Below are 19,324 nucleotides of genomic sequence, written 5' to 3' on the forward strand. Positions count from 1 at the left end.
CCGGGACCGGCTCAGGGTCGCGTGAACGAAATGTGTTCGGACTGGCTGCGCAGTTCGAAATGGCGTATGCCGGCGCGCGGCAGGATTTCCTCGATCAGCCTGACGATCGGCCCGCCGGCGGGCACGGTCAGCTTCAGCGGCTTGCAGCCAAAGGTTGCCTCGACGTCGTCGGCCGGGAACATGTAGCGCAGCAGCAGCTCTTCGTCGGTCATGCCGGGATGGGCCTTGCGCAGCCCCGGCAAGGCGGGCTCCTTGGGCTGCGGCGTCAGCCCGACGTCGGGCGAACCGTTGGCGACGATGCGGTCCAGGGCGTTGGGTTCGACCGGCCCCAGCAACCTGCCGAAGTGGCCCAGCGCGTACATCTTCACTTCGTCGGGCACGGCGCGGTAGCGCTCGCCGTTGACCACGTTGAGCATGGCCTGCACGCCGATGATCTGCGAGAACGGCGTCACCATGATCGGCCAGGCCAGGTCCTCGCGCACGCGGCCGATCTCCTCGAGGATTTCGTCGAAACGGTGCTCCAGCCCCGCCTGGCGCAGCTGGAACCGCCAGTTCTCCGTCATGCCGCCCGGCATCTGGTGCCGATAATGGAATTCGTCGTATTCCATCGGCTTGCCCAGCGGGAAGTCGTAGCGCGCCGCCAGCCGGTGCAGATAGGCGCTGATCTCCTCGACCCGCGCCATGTCCACGTCGGTGTGGTAGCCGCGCTGGGCGAGGTTGCGCGTCATGTTCTGGATCGAGGGCTGCGCCACGCCGCCGGCCAGCGGCGCGATCGAGGTATGCAGCTGGTCGATGCCCAGGTCGGCCGCGTCCAGGTAGACGCGCTGGACCAGGCCGGTATTGCTGTGGCTGTGCACCTCGATCGGAATGTCGCCGACGGCGGCCCGCAGCGCCGGGACGAGCGTGCGGATGCGCTCGATCGTCAGCAGGGCGCCGGAGTCCTTGAGCATGATGCCGTCCACGCCGCAGCGCACCAGCTCGGCGGCCGTGCCGGCATACAGCGCATCGGTATGCAGGGGGCTTTCGCAGAAAACCAGCGCGCCGATCGATTTGATGCCGATCTTCTTGGCGCGCTGGACGCTGACTTTCATGTTGTCGACGTCCAGCAGCGAATCGAGCGTGCCGACCGCGCTGAAGCCGTTGGCCGCCAGGCAGTCGATCCACAGCTCGACCATGTCGTCGGGCACCATGCTGAACCCGACCAGGCTCTTGCTGCGGCAATAGCTGCGCATGGGCGTATTGCGAAAGCGCTTGCGGAAGTGGCGCGCCTTCTCGAACGGATCCTCGCGCAGGTAGCGCACGCACACATCGAACTGCACCGGGGCCATGAAATCGATCATGTCGAATCCCGCCTCGTCCAGCGCCTGGGCGATCGGGTCCATCATGCCGGCCGTCATCCGCGTCGCCCACAGGCATTGCTGGGCGTCGCGCAGCGTCGTGTCGATGATTCCGATGCGGCGGCTCATTGCGGCTTCACCCGGAACAGCACATCGCCCTCTTCGACCATGTCGCCCTCCTGCACCAGGATCTCGACGATTTCGCCCGCCACGCCGGCCTTGACCGTGTTGAACAGCTTCATCACTTCGAGAATGCAGACGCTGTCGTCCGGTCCGACCTGGCTGCCCAGCGCCACGAACGCCGGGTCGTTGGGCGATGGCTTGGCATAGAAGCGGCCTATCATGGGAGCCGTGATGCTGAGCAGGTCCTGCCGCGCCACGGCTGGCGCAGCCGCAGCCGCCGGCGCCGGCGCGGGCTGCGTCGCCGGGGCGGCGGAGGCAGCGGCGGGAGACGCGGCGGCCGGCGTCTCGGCCACGGCCGGCGCCGCGGCGAGCGCGCCGACATTGCCCTTGCGTACGCGCAGGCCCAGGCCGTCGACCTGGATCTGCAGGTCGATATCGTCGACCCGGTTCACGATTTCCAGAATCCGATCAATGTCTTCGTGCGTCAAATCGGAGAATTTTGTTTTCACCACAAGCATCCTTGCTCTTTGATTGGAAGACGGCGGATCAGGCGGGCGTGGCGACGCACTGCATGAGTTCGGCAACGCTGTCCAGCCCCGCCAGCCCGCGCAGCAGCGCGATCGAGCGCTCGACCTGTCGCTCCGGATAGATGCCCTGCACGCAGCCCAGGTATTTGGGCACGCACTGGTCGAACGTCAGCAGCGCCGGCGGCTGCCCGCGCGCCTGCTCGGGCTCGCGCACGATCACCCGGCCGTCGGCCAGGCGGTAGGTGATCCGGGGCGTCCAGCCCGTGGGGGTCCAGCCCCAGTCTTCCCGCACCACCTGCTTGACCTTGCGCCGGAATGCCTGGAACGCCGCGTCGTCGATGCGCGCCTGGGAGAAGCCGGCCGGCACCACCTGGTCCTCCAGCATGGCGATGGCCAGCACGTGCGGCAGGCTGAACTGCGCCTCGATCTCGTCGTGCGGTTCCATGTGCTGCACGACCGTGGGGAAGAACGCGTTGACCTCTACCGAAATCTCCTCGATGTCGGCGGCGGCCAGGCCCTCGGCGTGGCGCAGGTCCACGGTGGTTTCGATGATGCGCTGCAGGTGATAGCAGCAGGGATAGGACTTGATGCCGATTTCCATCAGGCGGTACGGCCTGCCCCAGTGCTCGATGATGGCGGCCGGCTCTTCGACCTGGTCGCCGGTGATCATGTTCATGAGCCCGCGCGGCGCTTCCAGCACGTCAGGCTGCCCGGTCATGCCCTGGGCCGCCATCAGGGCGGCGGCGATGCCGTTGCGGGCCGCGAACCCCATTTCCACGATGTGCGCCATCGAGCCGGTCTGGTAGCCGATGCCGGCGCCTTGCGAGGCCGCCAGGCTGAGCGCCATGGTGGTCTGGCGCTCGTCCAGGCCCAGCAGCTTGGCGGCCGACGCGGCGCAGCCGATCGACCCGGCCAGGCTCAGCACCATGAAGCCGTTGCGGCGCGCCTGACGGCACGCCAGGCCGATGCGCGCCTGCGCTTCGTAGCCGGCGGCGAAGGCCTCCACCACGCGGGCGCCGGACGCCCCGGCGTGCTCGGCCACGGCGAAGATGGCCGGAAACAGCGTATAGCTGGACACCGCCTCGGGGAAGCTGTCGTCCTCGTATTCGGTCGCGTGCGCGAAGGTGCCGTTGGCCAGCCCGGCCATTTCCATGGTGGTCTTCAGCCCGTGGCCAAGCACGGTGGCCTGGGCGGCGCCGCCGGCGCTTTTGACGTAATCGACGATTTCCCGCCCGCCTGCGCTGCGGTGGCCGGCGGCCATGGCGCCCAGCGCGCTCATGGCCAAGGTTTCGGAGTAACCCACTGCATCGGCCGGCAGGTCCCGGATCGAAGTCTGCACGACCCGCTTGGCGATTTCTTGCGTGATGTTCACGACGTCTCCGTTGTTGGTGTGTTTCGATGAATTCTAAACTTCTGTATATAAGTTGTACAAGCTAGATATCTAACTAAGATGACTAGGTGTTTTCCCGCATCGCCGGCGGCGCGGGATTTGCATAAGGAGAGGAGAACGGGATGGGCGCGGCTACCCGGCCGCCCGCGGCTTGCGCCGCGGCGGCCGGGTAGCCGGCTTCGGAACGGGAGATGGAAGGTGCGCGTCAGCCCTGGGCGATGCGCGCCAGCGCTGCGATGTCCACGTCGTCGATCTGCGACGGGTTCATGTGCTGCCGCGCGTAGGCCAGCCAGATGCGGCTGCGCAGGAAGTACAGATAGAGCTCGGTGTCGAGGTGCCGCTCCTTGCACATGACCGCCATGATGCGCAGGGATTCGGACAGCGTCTTGGGCAGCTTGTACGGGCGGTCCGCGGCCGTCAATGCCTCGAACACGTCGGCCACCGCCATCACCCGCTCGGTGAGGTCCAGCGCCTCGCCCGGCAGGCGGCGCGGATAGCCCGTGCCGTCCATTTTTTCGTGATGGTTCGCGGCGATGTCCGGCACCCGCTCCAGGTGGCGCGGCCACGGCAACTGCTTGAGCATGATCAGGGTCTGCACGATGTGGTCGTTGATCGCGAAGCGGTCCTCGTCGGTCAGCGTGCCGCGCCGGATGCTCAGGTTGTGCAGTTCGCCCATGTCCTGCCGGTACGCCGGCAGCTTCATGTCAAAGCCCAGCGTGTTGCGCGGATCGTCGCGCTCGACGGCAGGCTTGTTGTCGCCCCATGGCACCCGGTGCTGCGGCTTGTCGGCCAGCAGCGGTTCAATGGCCGGCAGCGCCGGCGCACCGGCGCGGCTGCCCTCGAGACGGCGCCGCTCGGCCACGGCCAGGCCCAGGCCATCGTCGAAATGGCGCAGCCAGGTCGCCTGCCCCAGCCGGCGCAGGCGCTCGATCGCCTCGTCGGCGAGCAACTCGCCGCCCAGGTTGCATTCGGCGACGAAGCGGAAGTCGTCGCGCAGTTGCGCCTGCCGTTCGTCGCGCGCCTGCGCGCTGGCCGCGACAGGCTGCCCGTCCAGGCACGCGCGCAGGTGCGCGATCTCGGCGTCGCGCCACAACACCTCGAAACGCATGCGGATTTCATGGATGCGGTTGTAGATGACCTCCAGCTTGGTGGCCTTGTCCACGATGTGCTCGGCGCTGGTGATCTTGCCGCAATCGTGCAGCCAGGCCGCCAGGTAGAAGGCGTAGCGCTCGTCCTCGGTGAACGTGAAGTCGGCATAGGGGCCGCTGGTGTCGGCGCACATGGCGTCGGTCAGCATGATCGCCAGGGCGGGCACCCGCTCGCAGTGGCCGCCGGTATAGGGACTCTTGGCGTCGATCGCGTCGGCGAGCACCCGGATCACCGCGTCGAACAGCTGCTTCTGCGACTCGATCAATTGCCGCGTCTCGATCGCCGCGCTCAACATGCCGGTCAGGCGAAACGCAAAGGCCTGGAACCCCGGCGCGGCGTGGTCCTGGTCCTGCGCATGGCGCAGCACCAGCAGCCCCTCGAGCCGCCCGGCGCGGCTGCGCAGTTCGAACTGGACGCGCTGCAGGCCGTCCGCGGCGCCCGCCGCGCCCGCCGCGTCGGCGCCGCCGACGCACGGCATCGTTTCCTCCAGGCCGCTCGCATCGCCGGCAACGGCGGCCCGGACCATGGCTTGCGAGTCCTTCTGCAGCAGGTAGATGGCGCCGCTGCGGCAACGCGTGGCATGGACGAATTTCTCCAGCACCTGCGCCAGCATGGTTTCGATGCGGGGTTCGGCGCCGAGCACGTCGCTGATCGCCAGGAAGGCCTCGACCGTGTTGCTGACGTTGTCCATCACGCCATTGAGCTCCTTGGTCTCGCGCAGCCATGCCGGCGCATCCGGCGGCCGGCTGAAGTCGAAGGCGGACATGCGCTTGGCCTGCGCGGTGGTGCGCTCCAGCGCCCGTCCGATGCGGCTGCCGCCCCACCACCCCAGGCCCAGGAACAGCAGGATCAGGCCGCCCGCGATCAGGACCATGCGCTCGCGGTCGTGCTGCAGGTCGCCCAGCAGCTCGTCGGCGGGCGCCGTGAGCAGCAGGCGGATGTCCACATTGTCGAAGCCGTCGAAAGGCAACATGACGCCCAGCCACTCGCGCCCCGCGACGTCATACGAGACGGGTTGGTTGTCGCGGGCGATGCGGCGCAGGTCCGACAAGGGCTCGACCCCCAGGTCGTCCAGCGGCCGCAGGTGCGTATCCCCCGCGGCCAGCGCCCTGGCCGTGAGGACCTGCGGGTCGCGGTAGGCGACCACCGCCCCGCTGCCGTCGACCAGCGCCAGCTCGGCGCTCGGCGTGATGCGCAGCTCGTCCAGCATCCGGCCCAGGTCGTCCAGCACGATGTCCAGGCCCACGATGGCTTTCCCGCCCTCGGCCCGCCGCGACAGGCTGACGCCCACCTGGCGGGTCGAGAAAAACACATAGGGCGCGGAGATCGTCATCGCCGCGCGTTCGCTGGCGTTCGCATACCAGGGACGCCCGCGCGGGTCGTACCGGTAGTCGGCCTCGGCGCGGCGCCCAATCGGGCTCAGCCCGGTGTCGTAGAACAGGAAATCGCCCTCGGCGGTGCCGTCGGCCGCGCGGGTGATCGCCTGCACCAGGAAGCGGGCCTGCGCGGGCGCGCCGAAATACTCGCGGATGTCCTGGTCGTCGAGCATGCGGACCAGCAGGAAATCGCCGTTGTCATAGCCCACGTACAGCGCCGAAATCAAGGGGTTGGCCGCCAGTTCCTCGGCCAGCAGCCGCATGCGGTCCAGGCGGTCCTGCAGCCGCGGCGCGCTCACGATGGGATCGAAGGACAGGGTGCGCAGGGTGGCCGAGGCCGGTTCGATCATCCGGCGCGTGCGCTCGAAGGTGATCTGCGCCGCGTCGTTGGCGGTGCGCGCGGCCGCATCGAGCAGCAGGTTGCGGGAATTCATCCAGCTCAGCGCGATCAGGACGGCCGCGACCAGGAAAATCGCGGCGACGGCCAGGCCCGCGATGAGCAGGCGCACCGGCCAGCCCCGCAAGCGTCGAGCACCATTTCCCATCTTGCACACCCTCGCTGGGCCGTGCGGCTGGACTGCGCGCCGCCGCACGGCGGTTGGATCGGGGAAGCGGACCGCCGCGGGTAGCCCCGGCGAAGCCCTCCGGGCCCTCCGGCAAGCCTGAAGGACTGGCGTCAATATGCCATCAAACAAAACTTGAAGTAACCATTATTATCTTAGGAGGGGCTGGCCCATGGCGGCCTCGGCGCCTCAGCGCAAAAAAAACCCATGCAAATCATCGATCTGCATGGGTTTTCCGGTCTGGCCGCGATGCGCGGGAAAGCAGTGGCCCGCCCTACAAGATTCGAACTTGTGACCCCAGGTTTAGAAGACCTGTGCTCTATCCAACTGAGCTAAGGGCGGTACCGGATGCGCGCGGCGCGGCGATGCCGGCGGGCGCATGGCTGGGCGCGCATTTTACCCTGGAAGGCGCGCGCCGGCCCAATCGTCCCCGCCGGCCGCCCCGCCCATCGATGCCCACGGCATGGCGGCGACGTAGTACGGTGTCTGCTTTCCCGGCTTCAATGCCGCCGTTGCCACGCTTACAGGAGCAGTCATGGATACGCCTTCCGATCTCTTGCGCAAGCTGGGGCTGGACCCCGCCGCCCTGGCCCAGGGCAATCTGGAGGCACGCAGCCCCATCGACGGCGCGCTGCTGGCCCGCGTTCCCGAACACAGCGTGGCGCAGGCGCACGCCGCGATCACCCGCGCGCGCCAGGCAAGCCTGCAATGGCGCGACGTGCCCGCGCCGCGGCGCGGCGAACTGGTGCGCCGGTTTGGCGAGGTCCTGCGCGAGCACAAGGAGGCGCTGGGCCGGCTGGTCTCGCTGGAGGCCGGCAAGATCCTCGCCGAAGGCGCCGGCGAAGTGCAGGAGATGATCGATATCTGCGATTTCGCCGTCGGCCTGTCGCGCCAGCTGTACGGGCTGACCATCGCGTCCGAGCGCCCCGGCCACCGCATGATGGAAACCTGGCATCCGCTGGGCGTGGTCGGCGTGATCAGCGCGTTCAATTTCCCGGTCGCGGTCTGGTCCTGGAACGCCGCGCTGGCGCTGGTGTGCGGCAATGCCGTGGTCTGGAAGCCTTCCGAGAAAACGCCGCTGACCGCCCTGGCCTGCCAGGCGCTGCTGGCGCGCGCCCTGCAGGATTACGGCGAGGCGCCGGCCGGGCTGGCCGAAGTGCTGATAGGCGGACGCCAGCTGGGCGAGGCGCTGGTCGATTCGCACGACGTGGCGCTGGTCTCGGCCACCGGCTCGACCCGCATGGGCCGGCAGGTGGGCCCGCGCGTGGCGCAGCGCTTCGGCCGCGTCCTGCTGGAGCTGGGCGGCAACAACGCCATCATCGTGGCGCCCAGCGCCGACCTGGAGATGGCCACGCGCGGCATCGTGTTCGGCGCCATCGGCACGGCCGGCCAGCGCTGCACCAGCACGCGCCGCCTGATCGCGCATGCCGATATCGCCGAAATCCTGGTCGCGCGCCTGAAACAGGCCTACGCCAGCGCAACGGTGGGCGACCCACTGCAGCCCGGCACCCTGGTCGGCCCGCTGATCGACCGCGCCTCGTACGACGCCATGCAGGCCGCGCTGACCGCCGCGCGCGAACAGGGCGGCCAGGTCAGCGGCGGCGAGCGCCTGCTGGCCGAACGGTATCCGGACGCCTGGTACGTGCGCCCGGCCATCGTCGAAATGCCCGGCCAGACCGACGTGGTATGCCACGAGACCTTCGCGCCCATTCTGTATGTCATGCGCTACGACGACTTCCCGGCGGCGCTGGCCATGCACAACGGCGTGCCGCAAGGCCTGTCGTCCGCCATATTCACCAATGACCTGCGCGAGGCCGAGGCATTCCTGTCGTCCGCCGGATCCGACTGCGGGATCGCCAATGTGAACATCGGCACTTCGGGCGCGGAAATCGGCGGGGCCTTCGGCGGCGAGAAGGAAACCGGCGGCGGCCGCGAATCCGGCTCGGACGCCTGGAAGCACTACATGCGGCGCGCCACCAACACCATCAATTACTCGCGCGCGCTGCCCCTGGCGCAAGGCATCCGGTTCGGCGAGTAACCGCTTGTAGCCCGCCGCGCCCCCCGCGGCGGGCATGCCGTTTCTCCGGCGGCACGCAGACCCGCCTTACATGGCGTTTCAACGGCTACAGCGTCGAATGCTACAGTTCGCCGTCACCATAGCTGGTCGTTTCCTATGCAAGTGCCGGACTCCCGATCCCCGTTCATTCGCCCCGTCCTGGCTGGCGCGCTCGCGCTGGCGCTGGCGGGAACGTCGCTTTCCGCCAGCGCCGGTATTTCCTATCGGCTCGACCGCCCGGCGGCGGCACCGGGCGAGACGGTGCGCCTGGAGGCGGTGTTCTTCAACGATGGCTCGGCCAGCGCGGCGTGGAACGCGCCCAGGCAGCTGGTGCTGCAATGGCGCGGCGCCGACGGCCAGACCATACGCAGCCTGGCGCAGCGCCCCGCGGGCGAGGCGGCGCTGAACATCCCCGTCAACAATTTCGCCCGCATGAGCTGGGACGCCGTGGTGCCGGTGCGCGCGCGCGGCCTGCAGGCGGTGTCGATCGAGGGCGAGTCCGCCATGCTGGCGCTGGACGCCACCGGCCGCGAGACGGATACGCTGGCCAGCACGCCGGCCGATGTGCCCGTGACCGATGCGCGTACCGGGCAGCCCCTGCCGCCGGCGGCCGTGACGGCGGCGGGCGTTTCGCCCGACTCCGGCCCGGCGCCGGCGCAGGTGGCCGTCAGCCAGACCTTCCAGCCGGCCAGCGCGTTCGATGCGTTTCGCAGCGCCATCAGCGAGTACCAGCCGATGTACTTCGACATCGGCACGCGCGAGCGCACCACCGCGCGCTTCCAGATCAGCGCCAAGTACCGGCTGTTCTCGCCCAAGGGCGACCGTCCGGCCACCTTCGGCGAGAATTTCTACCTGGGCTACACCCAGACTTCGCTGTGGGACCTGGAAGGCGACTCCAAGCCCTTCATCGACACCACCTTCAATCCCAGCGCGTTCTGGCTTTCGGACAATATCTGGTCGTCGGCCAGCCAGAACTGGCGCGTCGGCCTGAACACCGGGGTCGAGCACCAGTCCAACGGCAAGAGCGGCGACGATTCGCGCTCGCTCAACGACGCCTACGTGCAGCCGGCGCTGAACTACCGCTTCGACAGCGGCAGCACCCTGACCTTCGCGCCCAAGGTCAAGACCTATTTCGGCGTGGCGCGCGAAAACCGCGATTACGCCGACTATGCCGGCTATGTGGACTGGAACCTGCGCTGGGCGCAGGACGGCGGCGCCGTGGTGTCGGCCATGTACCGCCAGGGCGCCAGCAGCCGGCGCACCACCCAGCTGGACTTCGCATGGCCGCTGAAGCGGACCTGGCTGGACATGAACGGCTACCTGCACCTGCAGTATTTCAATGGCTACGGCGAAACGCTGCTGGGCTACAACCAGCGCCACGACTCGCAGTTCCGCATCGGCCTGTCGCTGGTGCCCTGAGCGGGCGCGGCGGGCCTACAGGCCGCGCTGGCGCGCGATCTGTTCGCGCTGCAAGGCGTTGACGTAGGCCTGGATGCGGATGCCCGTGCCCTTGTCGAGCTCGACGAACGCGCAGCCGATGCGCCGATTGGTCTTGCCCTTGGCCAGCGCCTCGTCCAGGTGATGCACCACGCGGATCGCCGCGGCGAACGCGCCCAGCTCCGGCAAGGCCAGCACGCCGCGATAGATCTTGCCCGGCGCCGGGTCCAGCGTCTGCAGGGGATCGGCCAGCGCCAGTCCGCCCGGGCTGATGTCGCACAGGGCCAGCGGCTCGGCCCCGCCCGCTTCGCGCACCCAGGTCGCGGGCTGCGCCACCGGCACGGCGATGCGGAACGTATCGCGCCGCTGCACCCTGGTCAGGGTTTCGGGCAGCTCGACCAGCAGGGCCGGCCGCGCCTCGAACTCGCAGCGCTTCACGCGCGCGGCGGCAAACGAGATGCTGATATTGTCCAGCGAGGTGTCGAAAGCCACATTGCCGGCCTGCTCCAGGCGCTGATTGAGCGTGTCGTCCTGCGCCGCGTCCAGCACGACCTGGCCTGCCTGCGCATCCACGTGCAGTATGGAGGTCACGCTGTTGAAGGGGCGGCCCGGGATGCGCATGAGCAGCAGGCACTGGCGGGCCTGGAGGGTCTGCAGCAGGTTGGCGATTTCGAGCCTGCCGCTTACCAGGTACGGGTCGTGAGCATCGAGCATAGGGAATGTCGGGGCAAGGCAGGACTGCCGGCACGCAGCCGGGAAGCCGGCGGGGCGCCGGGCAGCGCCGAAAATTGTCGATTTGTTACAAAATCTTTATTATTTTACCAGACCATGCCGCCAGGCCAGGCATGGCCGGGTTCGCCCATCGGCAGCCGTCCCGACGGATGAGCGGCGCCGTTGCGCGCCCGCCCGCGTTGCAGGGGGGTGCCGCGCCGCGTATGCTGGGCCACCCGTCTCCTGGGCCAACGTCTCTTTTGTAGGGAAACCCGCTATGAAGTCGTCCCTGTATCGCATCGCGGCGCTCGGCGCCGCAACCCTGCTGCTGGCCGGCTGCGCCAACCAGCATACCCCGAAGGAGTCGGGCTTTCTCGGCGATTACTCGCAGCTGCGCGAGGAGCAAGTGCCCGGCGGCGCGCGGCTGATCTACCGCGACGCCGCGCTCAAGCCGCGCCAGTACACCGCCATGTGGCTGTCGCCGGTCGAGTACTACCCCACCCCGCAACCGTCGGCGCAGGTGTCGATGGAAACGCTGACCGAACTGCAGAACTACCTGGACCAGTCGCTGCGCCGCAAGATCGGCCGCGAGATCCGCCTGGTCAACGGCCCCGGTCCGGGCGTGGCCAAGGCCCGCATCGCGATCACCGCGGTCGGCAGCGAAAGCGAGGCGCTGGCGGCCTACCAGTACATCCCGGTGGCGCTGGCCATCACCGGCGCCAGGGCCGTGCTGGAAGGCGGCCGGCCGCAGCAGGCCACCATCGCGATCGAAAGCAAGGTCACCGACAGCCAGACGGGCCAGCTCTTGTGGGCGTCGGTGCGCGGCGGCACCGGCGAGCGCGTGCGCGCCATCGCCCAGGGCCAGACCTCGGTGCCGGCCTCGGCGCTCAAGCCGCTGATCGACGAGTGGACCGATAACGTCGCGCGCGAAATACGCAACTATGTGCGCGCCAGGTAAGGCCGTGCGGTTCAGCGGCCGGTATCGGGGTAGTCCGGCCCGGCGTCGTGGAAACCGCCGCTGCTGTAGGGGTTGACCGCGCCGGGATGCGGCGGGCCGGGTTGCGAGCCCTGCCCGCCCGCGCAGCCGGCCAGCGCCAGGCTGGCCGCCAGCATCAATGTCGCCATGCAGAATTTCATGATCGCCTCCTTGGGCGCGGCCGATGCGCCGGCGCGCCCGTGCGTCCAGTGTAGCGATTCTGCGCCGCGCATGCGGCGCGCGGGGGCCGCCCGCGGGCCGGTCAGCAGTTGCCCTTCTTGGCCTGGCCGGGCGGACAGAAGCCGCCGCCGTGATCGGACGGGTCCACCACGACCGCGCCGTGCGGGGTATAGACGGCACAGCCGCCCAGCAGCGCCGCCGCCAGCAGCAGCCCGAGTATCGATTTCATGTCCGACAGTCCTGTTGTTGGTGACGTGCGCAAGTGTAGGCCCGCCCATGGCAACAAGGCATGGTTGTCGGTAACAAGGCGCAGCGGCGCGCTCAGCCCAGGCGCTCGAGCCGGTATACCAGCGTGTCCAGCCGCGCCACGCCGCGCTGGTTGAACTTGGGCTCCTTGTCGAGGATGTCGCGCCGGTCGATCAGGCGGGCCTCGGTATGGTCGGCATACAGCGCCTGCACTTCGGCATCGTCCACGGAAAAGGGCGGGCCTTCCATCTGGTCCTGCGGATAGTCCAGCGTGATCAGGATGCCCCGGCAGCCCCGGCCCAGGCGGCCATAGACCTCGCGCGCGTAGCGCTTGCGCATGGGCCCGGGCAGCGCCACCAGCGCGGCGCGATCGTACACGCCGGCACAGGCGGCCAGCGTGGCGTCTTCCAGCGCGAACACGTCGCCGCAGATCAGCTCGAGGTTGCCCGCCACATAGTGGCGGCCTTGCGCCGACTCGTGGACCTCGGGGCGCAGGCCGTTTTCGTCGAAGAACTGCTCGACCGCCAGTTGCGACAGTTCCACGCCCAGCACGCGCAGCCCCTGCCCCGCCAGCCACACCATGTCGAGCGACTTGCCGGCCAGCGGAACCAGCACCTGGCTGCCGGCCGGCACCTCCAGCGTCGGCCAGTATTTCTGCAGCAGCGGCGTCACCCGCGTCTGATGAAAATGCGTGCGCCCTTCGCGCCAGCGATCCAGCCAGAAATCCGCGTCCATGCCCCAACCTCCATCGATCATGTCGGGACATATTGTAGAGACCTGGCGGGCCCGGTCCGGCGCGCGCCTTCCGTGTCGATTACGCAACGCCGGCCGCGGCGAATCTTGCGCGCGATCCGGGCCCGCTGCTAGGATCGCACTTCGGGCCCTGCTCACGGGCCCTGTTCCCATCCACGATCACTCACCCGGAGGCGCCCCATGCTCGTACCGCACACCGCCGCTCCGCGCGTGACCCCGCCGCGCCGTTAGGTCGCAGCCCGCGCCGGGCCGCATCGCGGCTCACGCGCCCTCTCCTACGCAATCCGTAGCCTGCCGGCCCCCCATGGGCGGCCCGCGCTGGCTGGCATTCACTTTCTACTGACGTCCTGGCGCGCGCCGCGCAGCCGGACCCTGGCAAATGGCTCGCAATAAACTCGACTTGCGCGGATCCGCGTTCAAGGCCGTTCTCGGCTTTACTTTCAGGCACTGGGCCAGACAGCCCTGGCGCATCGGCCTCATCGCCACGCTGGCGCTGCTCTCGGCGCTGGCCGACATCCTCACGCCCCTGTATGTCGGCCGGCTGATCGACGCCGTGGCCGGCGGCGCGCCCACCGACATGGTGGCGCGCAACGCCGCGCTCGCCGCCTTCTGGCTGCTGATCGCGCTGGGCGTGGGCGCCACCCTGCTGCGCCAGGCCATCTTCATGAACATCATCGCGCTGACGCTGAAGATGATGCACGACATCGCCGGCCTGGCGTTCCACCAGGTGCAGCGGCTGTCGTCCGACTGGCACGCCAACACCTTTGCCGGCTCGACCGTGCGCAAGATCACGCGCGGCATGTGGGCGCTGGACCTGCTCAACGACACGCTGCTGATCGCCCTGCTGCCCTCGCTGGCCATGCTGGCCGGCGCCACCGCCCTGCTGGGCTGGCACTGGCCCCTCATGGGGCTGGTGGTCGGGCTGGGCTCGCTGCTGTACGTGGCGGTGACGATGGCGTTGTCGCTGGGCTACGTGGCGCCGGCGGCGCGCCTGGGCAACGCGTGGGACACCCGCATGGGCGGCGCGCTGGCCGACGCGGTGAGCTGCAACGCCGTGGTCAAGGCCTTCGGCGCCGAATGGCGCGAGGAAGCCCGGCTGGCCCGCGTCACCGGCAAATGGCGCCACCGCACCCGGCGCGGCTGGGTACGCGGGACGATCAACGGCGGCGTGCAGGGCGCGATGCTGGTGGCCATGCAGGCGGCCATCCTCGGCGTGGCGCTGCTGCTGTGGCAGCGCGGCCAGGCCAGCGTGGGCGACGTGACCTTCGCCTTCACGACCTTCTTCATGCTGCAAGGCTACCTGCGCGACGTGGGCATGAACATCCGCAACCTGCAGCGCTCGATCAACGACATGGAGGAACTGGTCTCGCTGCAACGCCAGCCGCTGGATGTCGAGGACGTGCCCGGCGCCGGGCCGATCGACATCGGCGCGGGCGAGATCCGCTTCGAGCACGTCACGTTCCGCTATGGTCCGCACGAACAGCCGCTGTACCGCGACTTCTCGGTGCGCATCGCGCCGGGCGAACGGGTCGGCCTGGTCGGCCACTCCGGCTCGGGCAAGACCACGTTCATCAAGCTGATCCAGCGGCTGTACGACGTGGACGGCGGGCGCATCACCATCGACGGGCAGGATATCGCCACGGTGCGGCAGGCGTCGCTGCGCGGCCAGATCGCCATCGTGCAGCAGGATCCCGTGCTGTTCCACCGCTCGCTGGCCGAGAACATCGCCTACGGGCGGCCCGGGGCCACGCAGGCCGAGATCGAACGCGCCGCCCGGCTGGCCAGCGCGCACGACTTCATCATGGCGCTGCCCAAGGGCTACGACACGCTGGTGGGCGAACGCGGCGTCAAGCTGTCGGGCGGGGAACGCCAGCGCGTGGCGATCGCGCGCGCCTTCCTGGCCGATGCGCCCATCCTCATCCTGGACGAAGCCACCTCCAGCCTGGACAGCGAAAGCGAGGTGCTCATCCAGCGGGCCATGGAGCGCCTGATGGAAGGCCGCACCACGCTGGTGGTGGCGCACCGCCTGTCCACCGTCCGCGCGCTGGATCGCCTGCTGGTGATGGACCGGGGCCGCGTCATCGAGGAAGGCAGCCACGAAGCCCTGGTCCGCCTGCACGGCGGCGTGTACCGGCGCCTGTTCGAGCGCCAGGCGCTGGAACTGACGCGCGGCCTGTCGCAGTGGGAGCTGGGCGGCGCGGCGGCCAGCTAGCGCCGCGCCGCTACAATGGCGCGCATCGTTGTTTCCTGGTATCGATGCGCCCATGTCCCTGTCCGCCCACGCCGAGAAGTTCAATTTCGACATCATCGCCGCCGAGCAGCGCGCCGCGCGCCTGCCGGCCTGCGTGGCAGCGGGGCTGCCCGACGGCCTGCTGGTGTTCGCGGTGGACGACGCGCACTCCGACACCGCGCAGTTCAGCGAACGCTACGGCTTCGGCCTGCAGGACTGCGCCAACACCCTGGTGCTGCGCTACAAGAAGGACGGCGGCGAACACTACGCGGCCGTGGTCGCGCTGGGCGACCGGCGGCTGGATGTCAACGGCGCGGTCAAGGCCCGGCTGGGCGCGCAGCGCCTGTCGTTCGCCAGGCGCGAAGACGCGACCGCCCTGACCGGGATGGAGTTCGGCGGCATCACCGCCTTCGGCCTGCCGGCCGGCTGGCCGATCCTGGTCGACGAGGCCGTCATGCAGCGCCCCCATGTCGTCATGGGCGCCGGCGTGCGCACCGCCAAGCTGCTGCTTGCTCCGGCGCAATTGCGCACGCTGCCGGGCGTGGACGTGGCGGCGCTGAGCGTCTGACGCGGGCGCCTGTCCGTGTGCGGACAGGCACCTGTGGGTTCGGCTGGTGCCTGTCCGCGTGGGGACAGGCACCGGAAGGGGTTACTCTTCGCTCTCCCACTCCACTTCCACCCCCAGGCTGCGCAGGTTTTCGACGAAGCGCGGGTGGGCGCGGCGGATGGGCGTGGCGTTGCGGATTTCCGAGCGGCCTTCGATGCTGGCCGCCACCATGAACAGCGCGATCGCCACGCGGATGATGTACGGGCTTTCGACGGTCGCCGGCGTCAGCGGGCTGCCGCCGAAGGTGATGAGGCGGTGCGGGTCGGACAGGAACACGTGCGCGCCGAACTTGGACAGTTCGCCCGTCCAGCCCATCGCCCCGTCGTACACCTTGTTCCAGAACATGGCGTTGCCGCGCGCCCGCACACCCAGCGCGATGAAAATCGGCAGCAGGTCCACCGGGAAGTACGGCCACGGCGCCGCTTCGACCTTGGTCAGCACATTGCTGGTGAACGGCGTCTGCACCTGCAGGCTGCCCGGCGTGCCGGCGCGCGACCAGCCGTCCTCGTGCGTGATGCGCACGCCGAACTTGGCGAAGGTTCGGTCGATCAGGGGGAAGTTGCCCGGCGCGCTGTTGCGCACCGCCACGTCCCCGCCGGTGATGGCGCCCAGCGCCAGGAAGGTCGTGATTTCGTGGAAGTCTTCGTCGAAGGTGAACTCGCCGCCGCCCAGGGCGCCCCCGCCGTGCACGGTCAGGCGCGACGTGCCGATCCCTTCGATGCGCACGCCCATCAGCGTCATGAAGCGGCAGAACTCCTGCACGTGCGGCTCCGACGCCGCATTGGTCAGCGTCGAAACGCCCGGGGCCGCCGCCGCGCACAGCACGAAATTCTCGGTGGTGGTCACCGAGGCATAATCGAGCCAGTGGTCGTTGGGAACCAGGTCGCCGGCGCAACGCACCAGCAGCGAGCCTTCGGCGCGCGTCACCGCGCCGCCGAAACGGCAGAACACATCCACGTGCGGGTCGATCTCGCGCACGCCCAGCGTGCAGCCCTTGACGTTGTCTTCCAGCCGCGCCACGCCGAAGCGCGCCAGCAGCGGCGGCACCAGCATGATGGACGAGCGCATTTCCTCCGGCAGCCGGTGGGTGGCGGCGTCAAAGCGCGTGGCGCGATGATGCAGCTCCAGCGTGTCGGTGGCATGGTCCATGCGCACTTCGCTGCCCAGCATGCGGAAGATGTCCAGGATCTTGCGCACATCCGTGATGTCGGGCACCCGATGCAGGCGCAAGGGTTCGCTGGTCAGCAGCGTGGCGCACAGCACGGGCAGGACGGCGTTCTTGTTGGCGGAAGGCGTAATACGGCCACGCAGCGGCTTGCCGCCGTGCACGATGAGATTGGACATGGCTGAAGGCGAAGAAATTCGATCGCCAGCAGTGTACCCGGCGGCCGGATCCCACTCGTAACACCGTGAATACAAAGCTATCGCTGCGTTACATCCCGGCCGCGGCCTGCCGCGCGCGCCTCAACGCTTTCCCGGCCTGGCGTAGCGTTCGTTCAGGTATGCGACCAGTTCGGCCTCGGTCGATACCGGCTCGGCCTCGGGCGGGGTCGCGCCGCTTTCGGCCATCAGCTGGCGCGCGGTTTCGAGGGTGCGCAGGGCGCGCCGTTGCGCCTCGGTGGGTTGGCTGGTTTGCCTCAGGGTGTAGCTCAATACGGATGCTGTCATGACTGCTCTCTTGGACCGGCCGCGGACGCGCCAATCGGCGGATGCGCGCGACGGCCCGCATCCGCCGAGCGCAAGACTACCGCAGCGCGCCGCGCCGTACCGTCAAACATTGTCAAGACGCGCCGTACGCGTCCAGCGCCGTAATGCCCCCACCACGATCCGCAGCGCGTGCGCCGTGTTCCCGCCCATTGCCGCCCTCCTTGCCGATGCCCCGGGATCCGTCCATTGTGGTACGGCAACCACGACGGCCCAATCGCCCGCCACGGGCGGGTCGGGCAAAGTGCGGCATCCGTTTGGCCGAGTTCGCCGCGGCCGCGAAACTGCTAGCCTGCTCGGCACGAGCAGACAGGGAGACTCGCATGAAGACGATGCAGGCCGCGCTCGCCGCGGCATTGATGGCGGCCGCGGCCAGCGCCGGCGCCCAGTACGTCATCGACGTCCAGGACATGAACGGCATCTGGAAAAAAGCCGACCCCAACGCCGTGGGATTGACCAACCTGCAGATCGCCACCGGCGCCGCGCAGCAGCAATGCGTGGACCGCGGCATCCCGGGCGGGCAGAAGCGCGCCGCCAACGTGATCGACAAGACCACCGGCGTGGTGGTCGAGGAAATCGATTGCGCCGCCTGGCGCAAGGAGGCCGAGATCCTCGCGCGCAAGGCGGCCGCCTCGCGCCACTAGCCCGCGGCCGGCCCGCCGCCCCCCTGCCCCCAACCAATAGATTAGCGAAACTAATCACTTTCGTTGACGCTTCGCCTTGTTGCCACCCGTCGGGTTTCCTAGACTGATTCGCGGCAGTTTCCGACACTCTCACAACAAGGGGAAGACATATGAATGCAAGCAAACGGCTGGCCCTGGTCGCCACGCTGGCGGCCACCCTGGCCGCGTCCGGCGCCATGGCCCAACCCATCGTCGTCGGCGTTTCCACGCCGCTGTCCGGCAGCGCGGCCTTCCAGGGCCAGCATGACCGCTGGGGCGCCGAACTGGCGGTCGAGCAGATCAACGCCGCCGGCGGGGTGCTGGGGCGCCCCTTGCAGCTGAATGTCCAGGACAATGCCTGCAACCCGGCCGAAGGCGTCAACAGCGTCGGGCGGATGCTGGAAAACCGCGACCTGGTCGCCGTGAGCGGCGCGATGTGCAGCTCGGTCACCCTGGCCCTGATGCCCATCGTCGAGCGCGCCGGCGTGCCCATGCTGGTCAGTTCGTCGTCGGCCAGCAGCATTACCGAGAAGGCCGGCGCGGGCGGCAATATCTGGACGTTCCGGGCCGGCCCCAGCGACGACAGCATGGCGGTGGCGCTGGCCACCTATCTCAAGGACGAGGCGCGCTTCAAGAAGATCGCCGTGCTGGGCGAGAACACCGACTACGGCCGGGGCGGCGCCGCCGCCATCGCCAAGGCGCTTAAGCCGCTGGGCGTGACCGTCACCTCGTCCGAGTACTACGACAAGGGCACGCAGGACTTCACCACCGTGCTGACGCGCCTGAAGCTGGCCGCCCCGGACGCGATCGCGCTGTATACGGTGGGCGCCGACCAGATCAACTTCATCCGCCAGTACCGCGGCTTCGGCATGCGGGTGCCGCTGACCGGCCGCATCGAACTGGGCGGCCTGCAGGCCGAGGGCATCAAGAGCGGCGCGATCAACGGCGCGACCAGCGTGTTCCAGTACGCGGCCGAGCTCGACACGCCCGCCAACCAGGCGTTCGTCAAGGCGTACAAGAAAAAGTACAAGGAAGACCCGCTGCTGCAAAGCGCCATCTCGTACGAGAACATCCAGTTGCTGGCCGACGCCATCAAGCGCGCCGGGTCGGTCGACCGCAAGGCGGTGCGCGACGCCATCCAGGCCAGCGACTACGCCTCGATGATGGGCGGGCGCGTCGCCTTCGACAAGAACAACCAGGCGCACAACAACGCGGTCATCCTCAAGGTGGAGGACGGCAAGGTCAAGGTTGTCGCCACCCCGGGCACCTGATCCCCGTCGGCGGCCGCCGCCTGGCG

17 protein-coding genes and 1 tRNA gene are annotated in these 19,324 nt (G+C 68.9%); 7 read left to right on the top strand and 11 right to left on the bottom strand.

Features of this window, described 5'->3' with window-relative positions; translation table 11 throughout:
- Positions 1 to 11: 11 nt before the first annotated feature.
- From CAL11_RS16340 to CAL11_RS16360, 5 genes are all read right to left on the bottom strand, one after another.
- Complete coding sequence (locus tag CAL11_RS16340) at positions 12 to 1,466, bottom strand: carboxylase (protein ID WP_086093513.1); 1,455 nt, start codon at positions 1,464 to 1,466, stop codon at positions 12 to 14.
- Positions 1,463 to 1,978: an acetyl-CoA carboxylase biotin carboxyl carrier protein gene (locus CAL11_RS16345; RefSeq protein WP_086093514.1), complete on the bottom strand. Its 516-nt coding sequence runs from the start codon at positions 1,976 to 1,978 to the stop codon at positions 1,463 to 1,465. The genes CAL11_RS16340 and CAL11_RS16345 overlap by 4 nt, the downstream gene beginning before the upstream one ends.
- Positions 1,979 to 2,006: 28 nt before the next feature.
- Positions 2,007 to 3,359 carry an MmgE/PrpD family protein gene (locus CAL11_RS16350; RefSeq protein WP_086093515.1) on the bottom strand — a complete coding sequence of 451 codons (1,353 nt, stop codon included), beginning with the start codon at positions 3,357 to 3,359 and terminating at the stop codon, positions 2,007 to 2,009.
- 223 nt (positions 3,360 to 3,582) lie between these two features.
- A complete protein-coding gene (locus CAL11_RS16355; RefSeq protein WP_086093516.1) occupies positions 3,583 to 6,447 on the bottom strand; it encodes an HD domain-containing phosphohydrolase in 2,865 nt (954 codons plus the stop codon).
- A 283-nt stretch (positions 6,448 to 6,730) separates the two neighbouring features.
- A tRNA-Arg gene (locus tag CAL11_RS16360) sits at positions 6,731 to 6,807 on the bottom strand.
- Positions 6,808 to 7,000: 193 nt separating this feature from the next.
- On the opposite strand from CAL11_RS16360, the gene amaB reads away from it, so the two are divergent.
- Positions 7,001 to 8,503 carry an L-piperidine-6-carboxylate dehydrogenase gene (gene amaB / locus CAL11_RS16365; protein WP_033462103.1) on the top strand — a complete coding sequence of 501 codons (1,503 nt, stop codon included), beginning with the start codon at positions 7,001 to 7,003 and terminating at the stop codon, positions 8,501 to 8,503.
- Positions 8,504 to 8,638: 135 nt separating this feature from the next.
- Positions 8,639 to 9,940, top strand: coding sequence for a phospholipase A (locus CAL11_RS16370; RefSeq protein ID WP_086093517.1), 1,302 nt, complete (start codon positions 8,639 to 8,641; stop codon positions 9,938 to 9,940).
- Between the two features lie 15 nt (positions 9,941 to 9,955).
- Here CAL11_RS16370 and CAL11_RS16375 read toward each other — a convergent pair whose 3' ends face one another.
- Positions 9,956 to 10,672: a flagellar brake protein gene (locus CAL11_RS16375; protein WP_086093518.1), complete on the bottom strand. Its 717-nt coding sequence runs from the start codon at positions 10,670 to 10,672 to the stop codon at positions 9,956 to 9,958.
- Positions 10,673 to 10,946: 274 nt separating this feature from the next.
- Between CAL11_RS16375 and CAL11_RS16380 the strand changes: the two genes are divergently transcribed.
- Entirely contained in the window at positions 10,947 to 11,627 is a 681-nt protein-coding gene (locus CAL11_RS16380; protein WP_086093519.1) for a DUF3313 domain-containing protein, read from the top strand.
- 11 nt (positions 11,628 to 11,638) lie between these two features.
- Here CAL11_RS16380 and CAL11_RS16385 read toward each other — a convergent pair whose 3' ends face one another.
- The 3 genes from CAL11_RS16385 to CAL11_RS16395 all read right to left on the bottom strand — a co-directional run bounded on the left by CAL11_RS16385 (position 11,639) and on the right by CAL11_RS16395 (position 12,806).
- The gene (locus tag CAL11_RS16385) at positions 11,639 to 11,806 is read right to left on the bottom strand and encodes a hypothetical protein (protein WP_003809770.1); all 168 of its coding nucleotides are present in this window, start codon (positions 11,804 to 11,806) and stop codon (positions 11,639 to 11,641) included.
- A gap of 101 nt (positions 11,807 to 11,907) precedes the next feature.
- Entirely contained in the window at positions 11,908 to 12,054 is a 147-nt protein-coding gene (locus tag CAL11_RS16390) for a hypothetical protein (protein ID WP_086093520.1), read from the bottom strand.
- A 92-nt stretch (positions 12,055 to 12,146) separates the two neighbouring features.
- Positions 12,147 to 12,806 (bottom strand): thiopurine S-methyltransferase, encoded by a 660-nt coding sequence (locus CAL11_RS16395; RefSeq protein ID WP_086093521.1) that lies wholly within the window; start codon positions 12,804 to 12,806, stop codon positions 12,147 to 12,149.
- A gap of 397 nt (positions 12,807 to 13,203) precedes the next feature.
- Between CAL11_RS16395 and CAL11_RS16400 the strand changes: the two genes are divergently transcribed.
- Together CAL11_RS16400 and CAL11_RS16405 are read left to right on the top strand one after the other, a co-directional pair.
- Complete coding sequence (locus CAL11_RS16400) at positions 13,204 to 15,036, top strand: ABC transporter ATP-binding protein (protein WP_086093522.1); 1,833 nt, start codon at positions 13,204 to 13,206, stop codon at positions 15,034 to 15,036.
- A 52-nt stretch (positions 15,037 to 15,088) separates the two neighbouring features.
- Positions 15,089 to 15,622 (top strand): YbaK/EbsC family protein, encoded by a 534-nt coding sequence (locus tag CAL11_RS16405; RefSeq protein WP_086093523.1) that lies wholly within the window; start codon positions 15,089 to 15,091, stop codon positions 15,620 to 15,622.
- 81 nt (positions 15,623 to 15,703) lie between these two features.
- Here the strand turns inward: CAL11_RS16405 and CAL11_RS16410 are convergent, their stop codons facing one another.
- Together CAL11_RS16410 and CAL11_RS16415 are read right to left on the bottom strand one after the other, a co-directional pair.
- Complete coding sequence (locus CAL11_RS16410) at positions 15,704 to 17,005, bottom strand: UDP-N-acetylglucosamine 1-carboxyvinyltransferase (protein ID WP_086093524.1); 1,302 nt, start codon at positions 17,003 to 17,005, stop codon at positions 15,704 to 15,706.
- Between the two features lie 120 nt (positions 17,006 to 17,125).
- Complete coding sequence (locus tag CAL11_RS16415) at positions 17,126 to 17,329, bottom strand: hypothetical protein (RefSeq protein ID WP_033462121.1); 204 nt, start codon at positions 17,327 to 17,329, stop codon at positions 17,126 to 17,128.
- Between the two features lie 359 nt (positions 17,330 to 17,688).
- Here CAL11_RS16415 and CAL11_RS16420 point away from each other — a divergent pair, with 359 nt between their 5' ends.
- Positions 17,689 to 18,009: a hypothetical protein gene (locus tag CAL11_RS16420; protein ID WP_086093525.1), complete on the top strand. Its 321-nt coding sequence runs from the start codon at positions 17,689 to 17,691 to the stop codon at positions 18,007 to 18,009.
- 149 nt (positions 18,010 to 18,158) lie between these two features.
- Positions 18,159 to 19,298: an ABC transporter substrate-binding protein gene (locus tag CAL11_RS16425; protein WP_086093526.1), complete on the top strand. Its 1,140-nt coding sequence runs from the start codon at positions 18,159 to 18,161 to the stop codon at positions 19,296 to 19,298.
- The last annotated feature ends 26 nt before the right edge of the window (positions 19,299 to 19,324 follow it).

It is taken from the genome of Bordetella genomosp. 6, assembly GCF_002119705.1.
Classification (GTDB): domain Bacteria; phylum Pseudomonadota; class Gammaproteobacteria; order Burkholderiales; family Burkholderiaceae_B; genus Bordetella; species Bordetella bronchiseptica_F.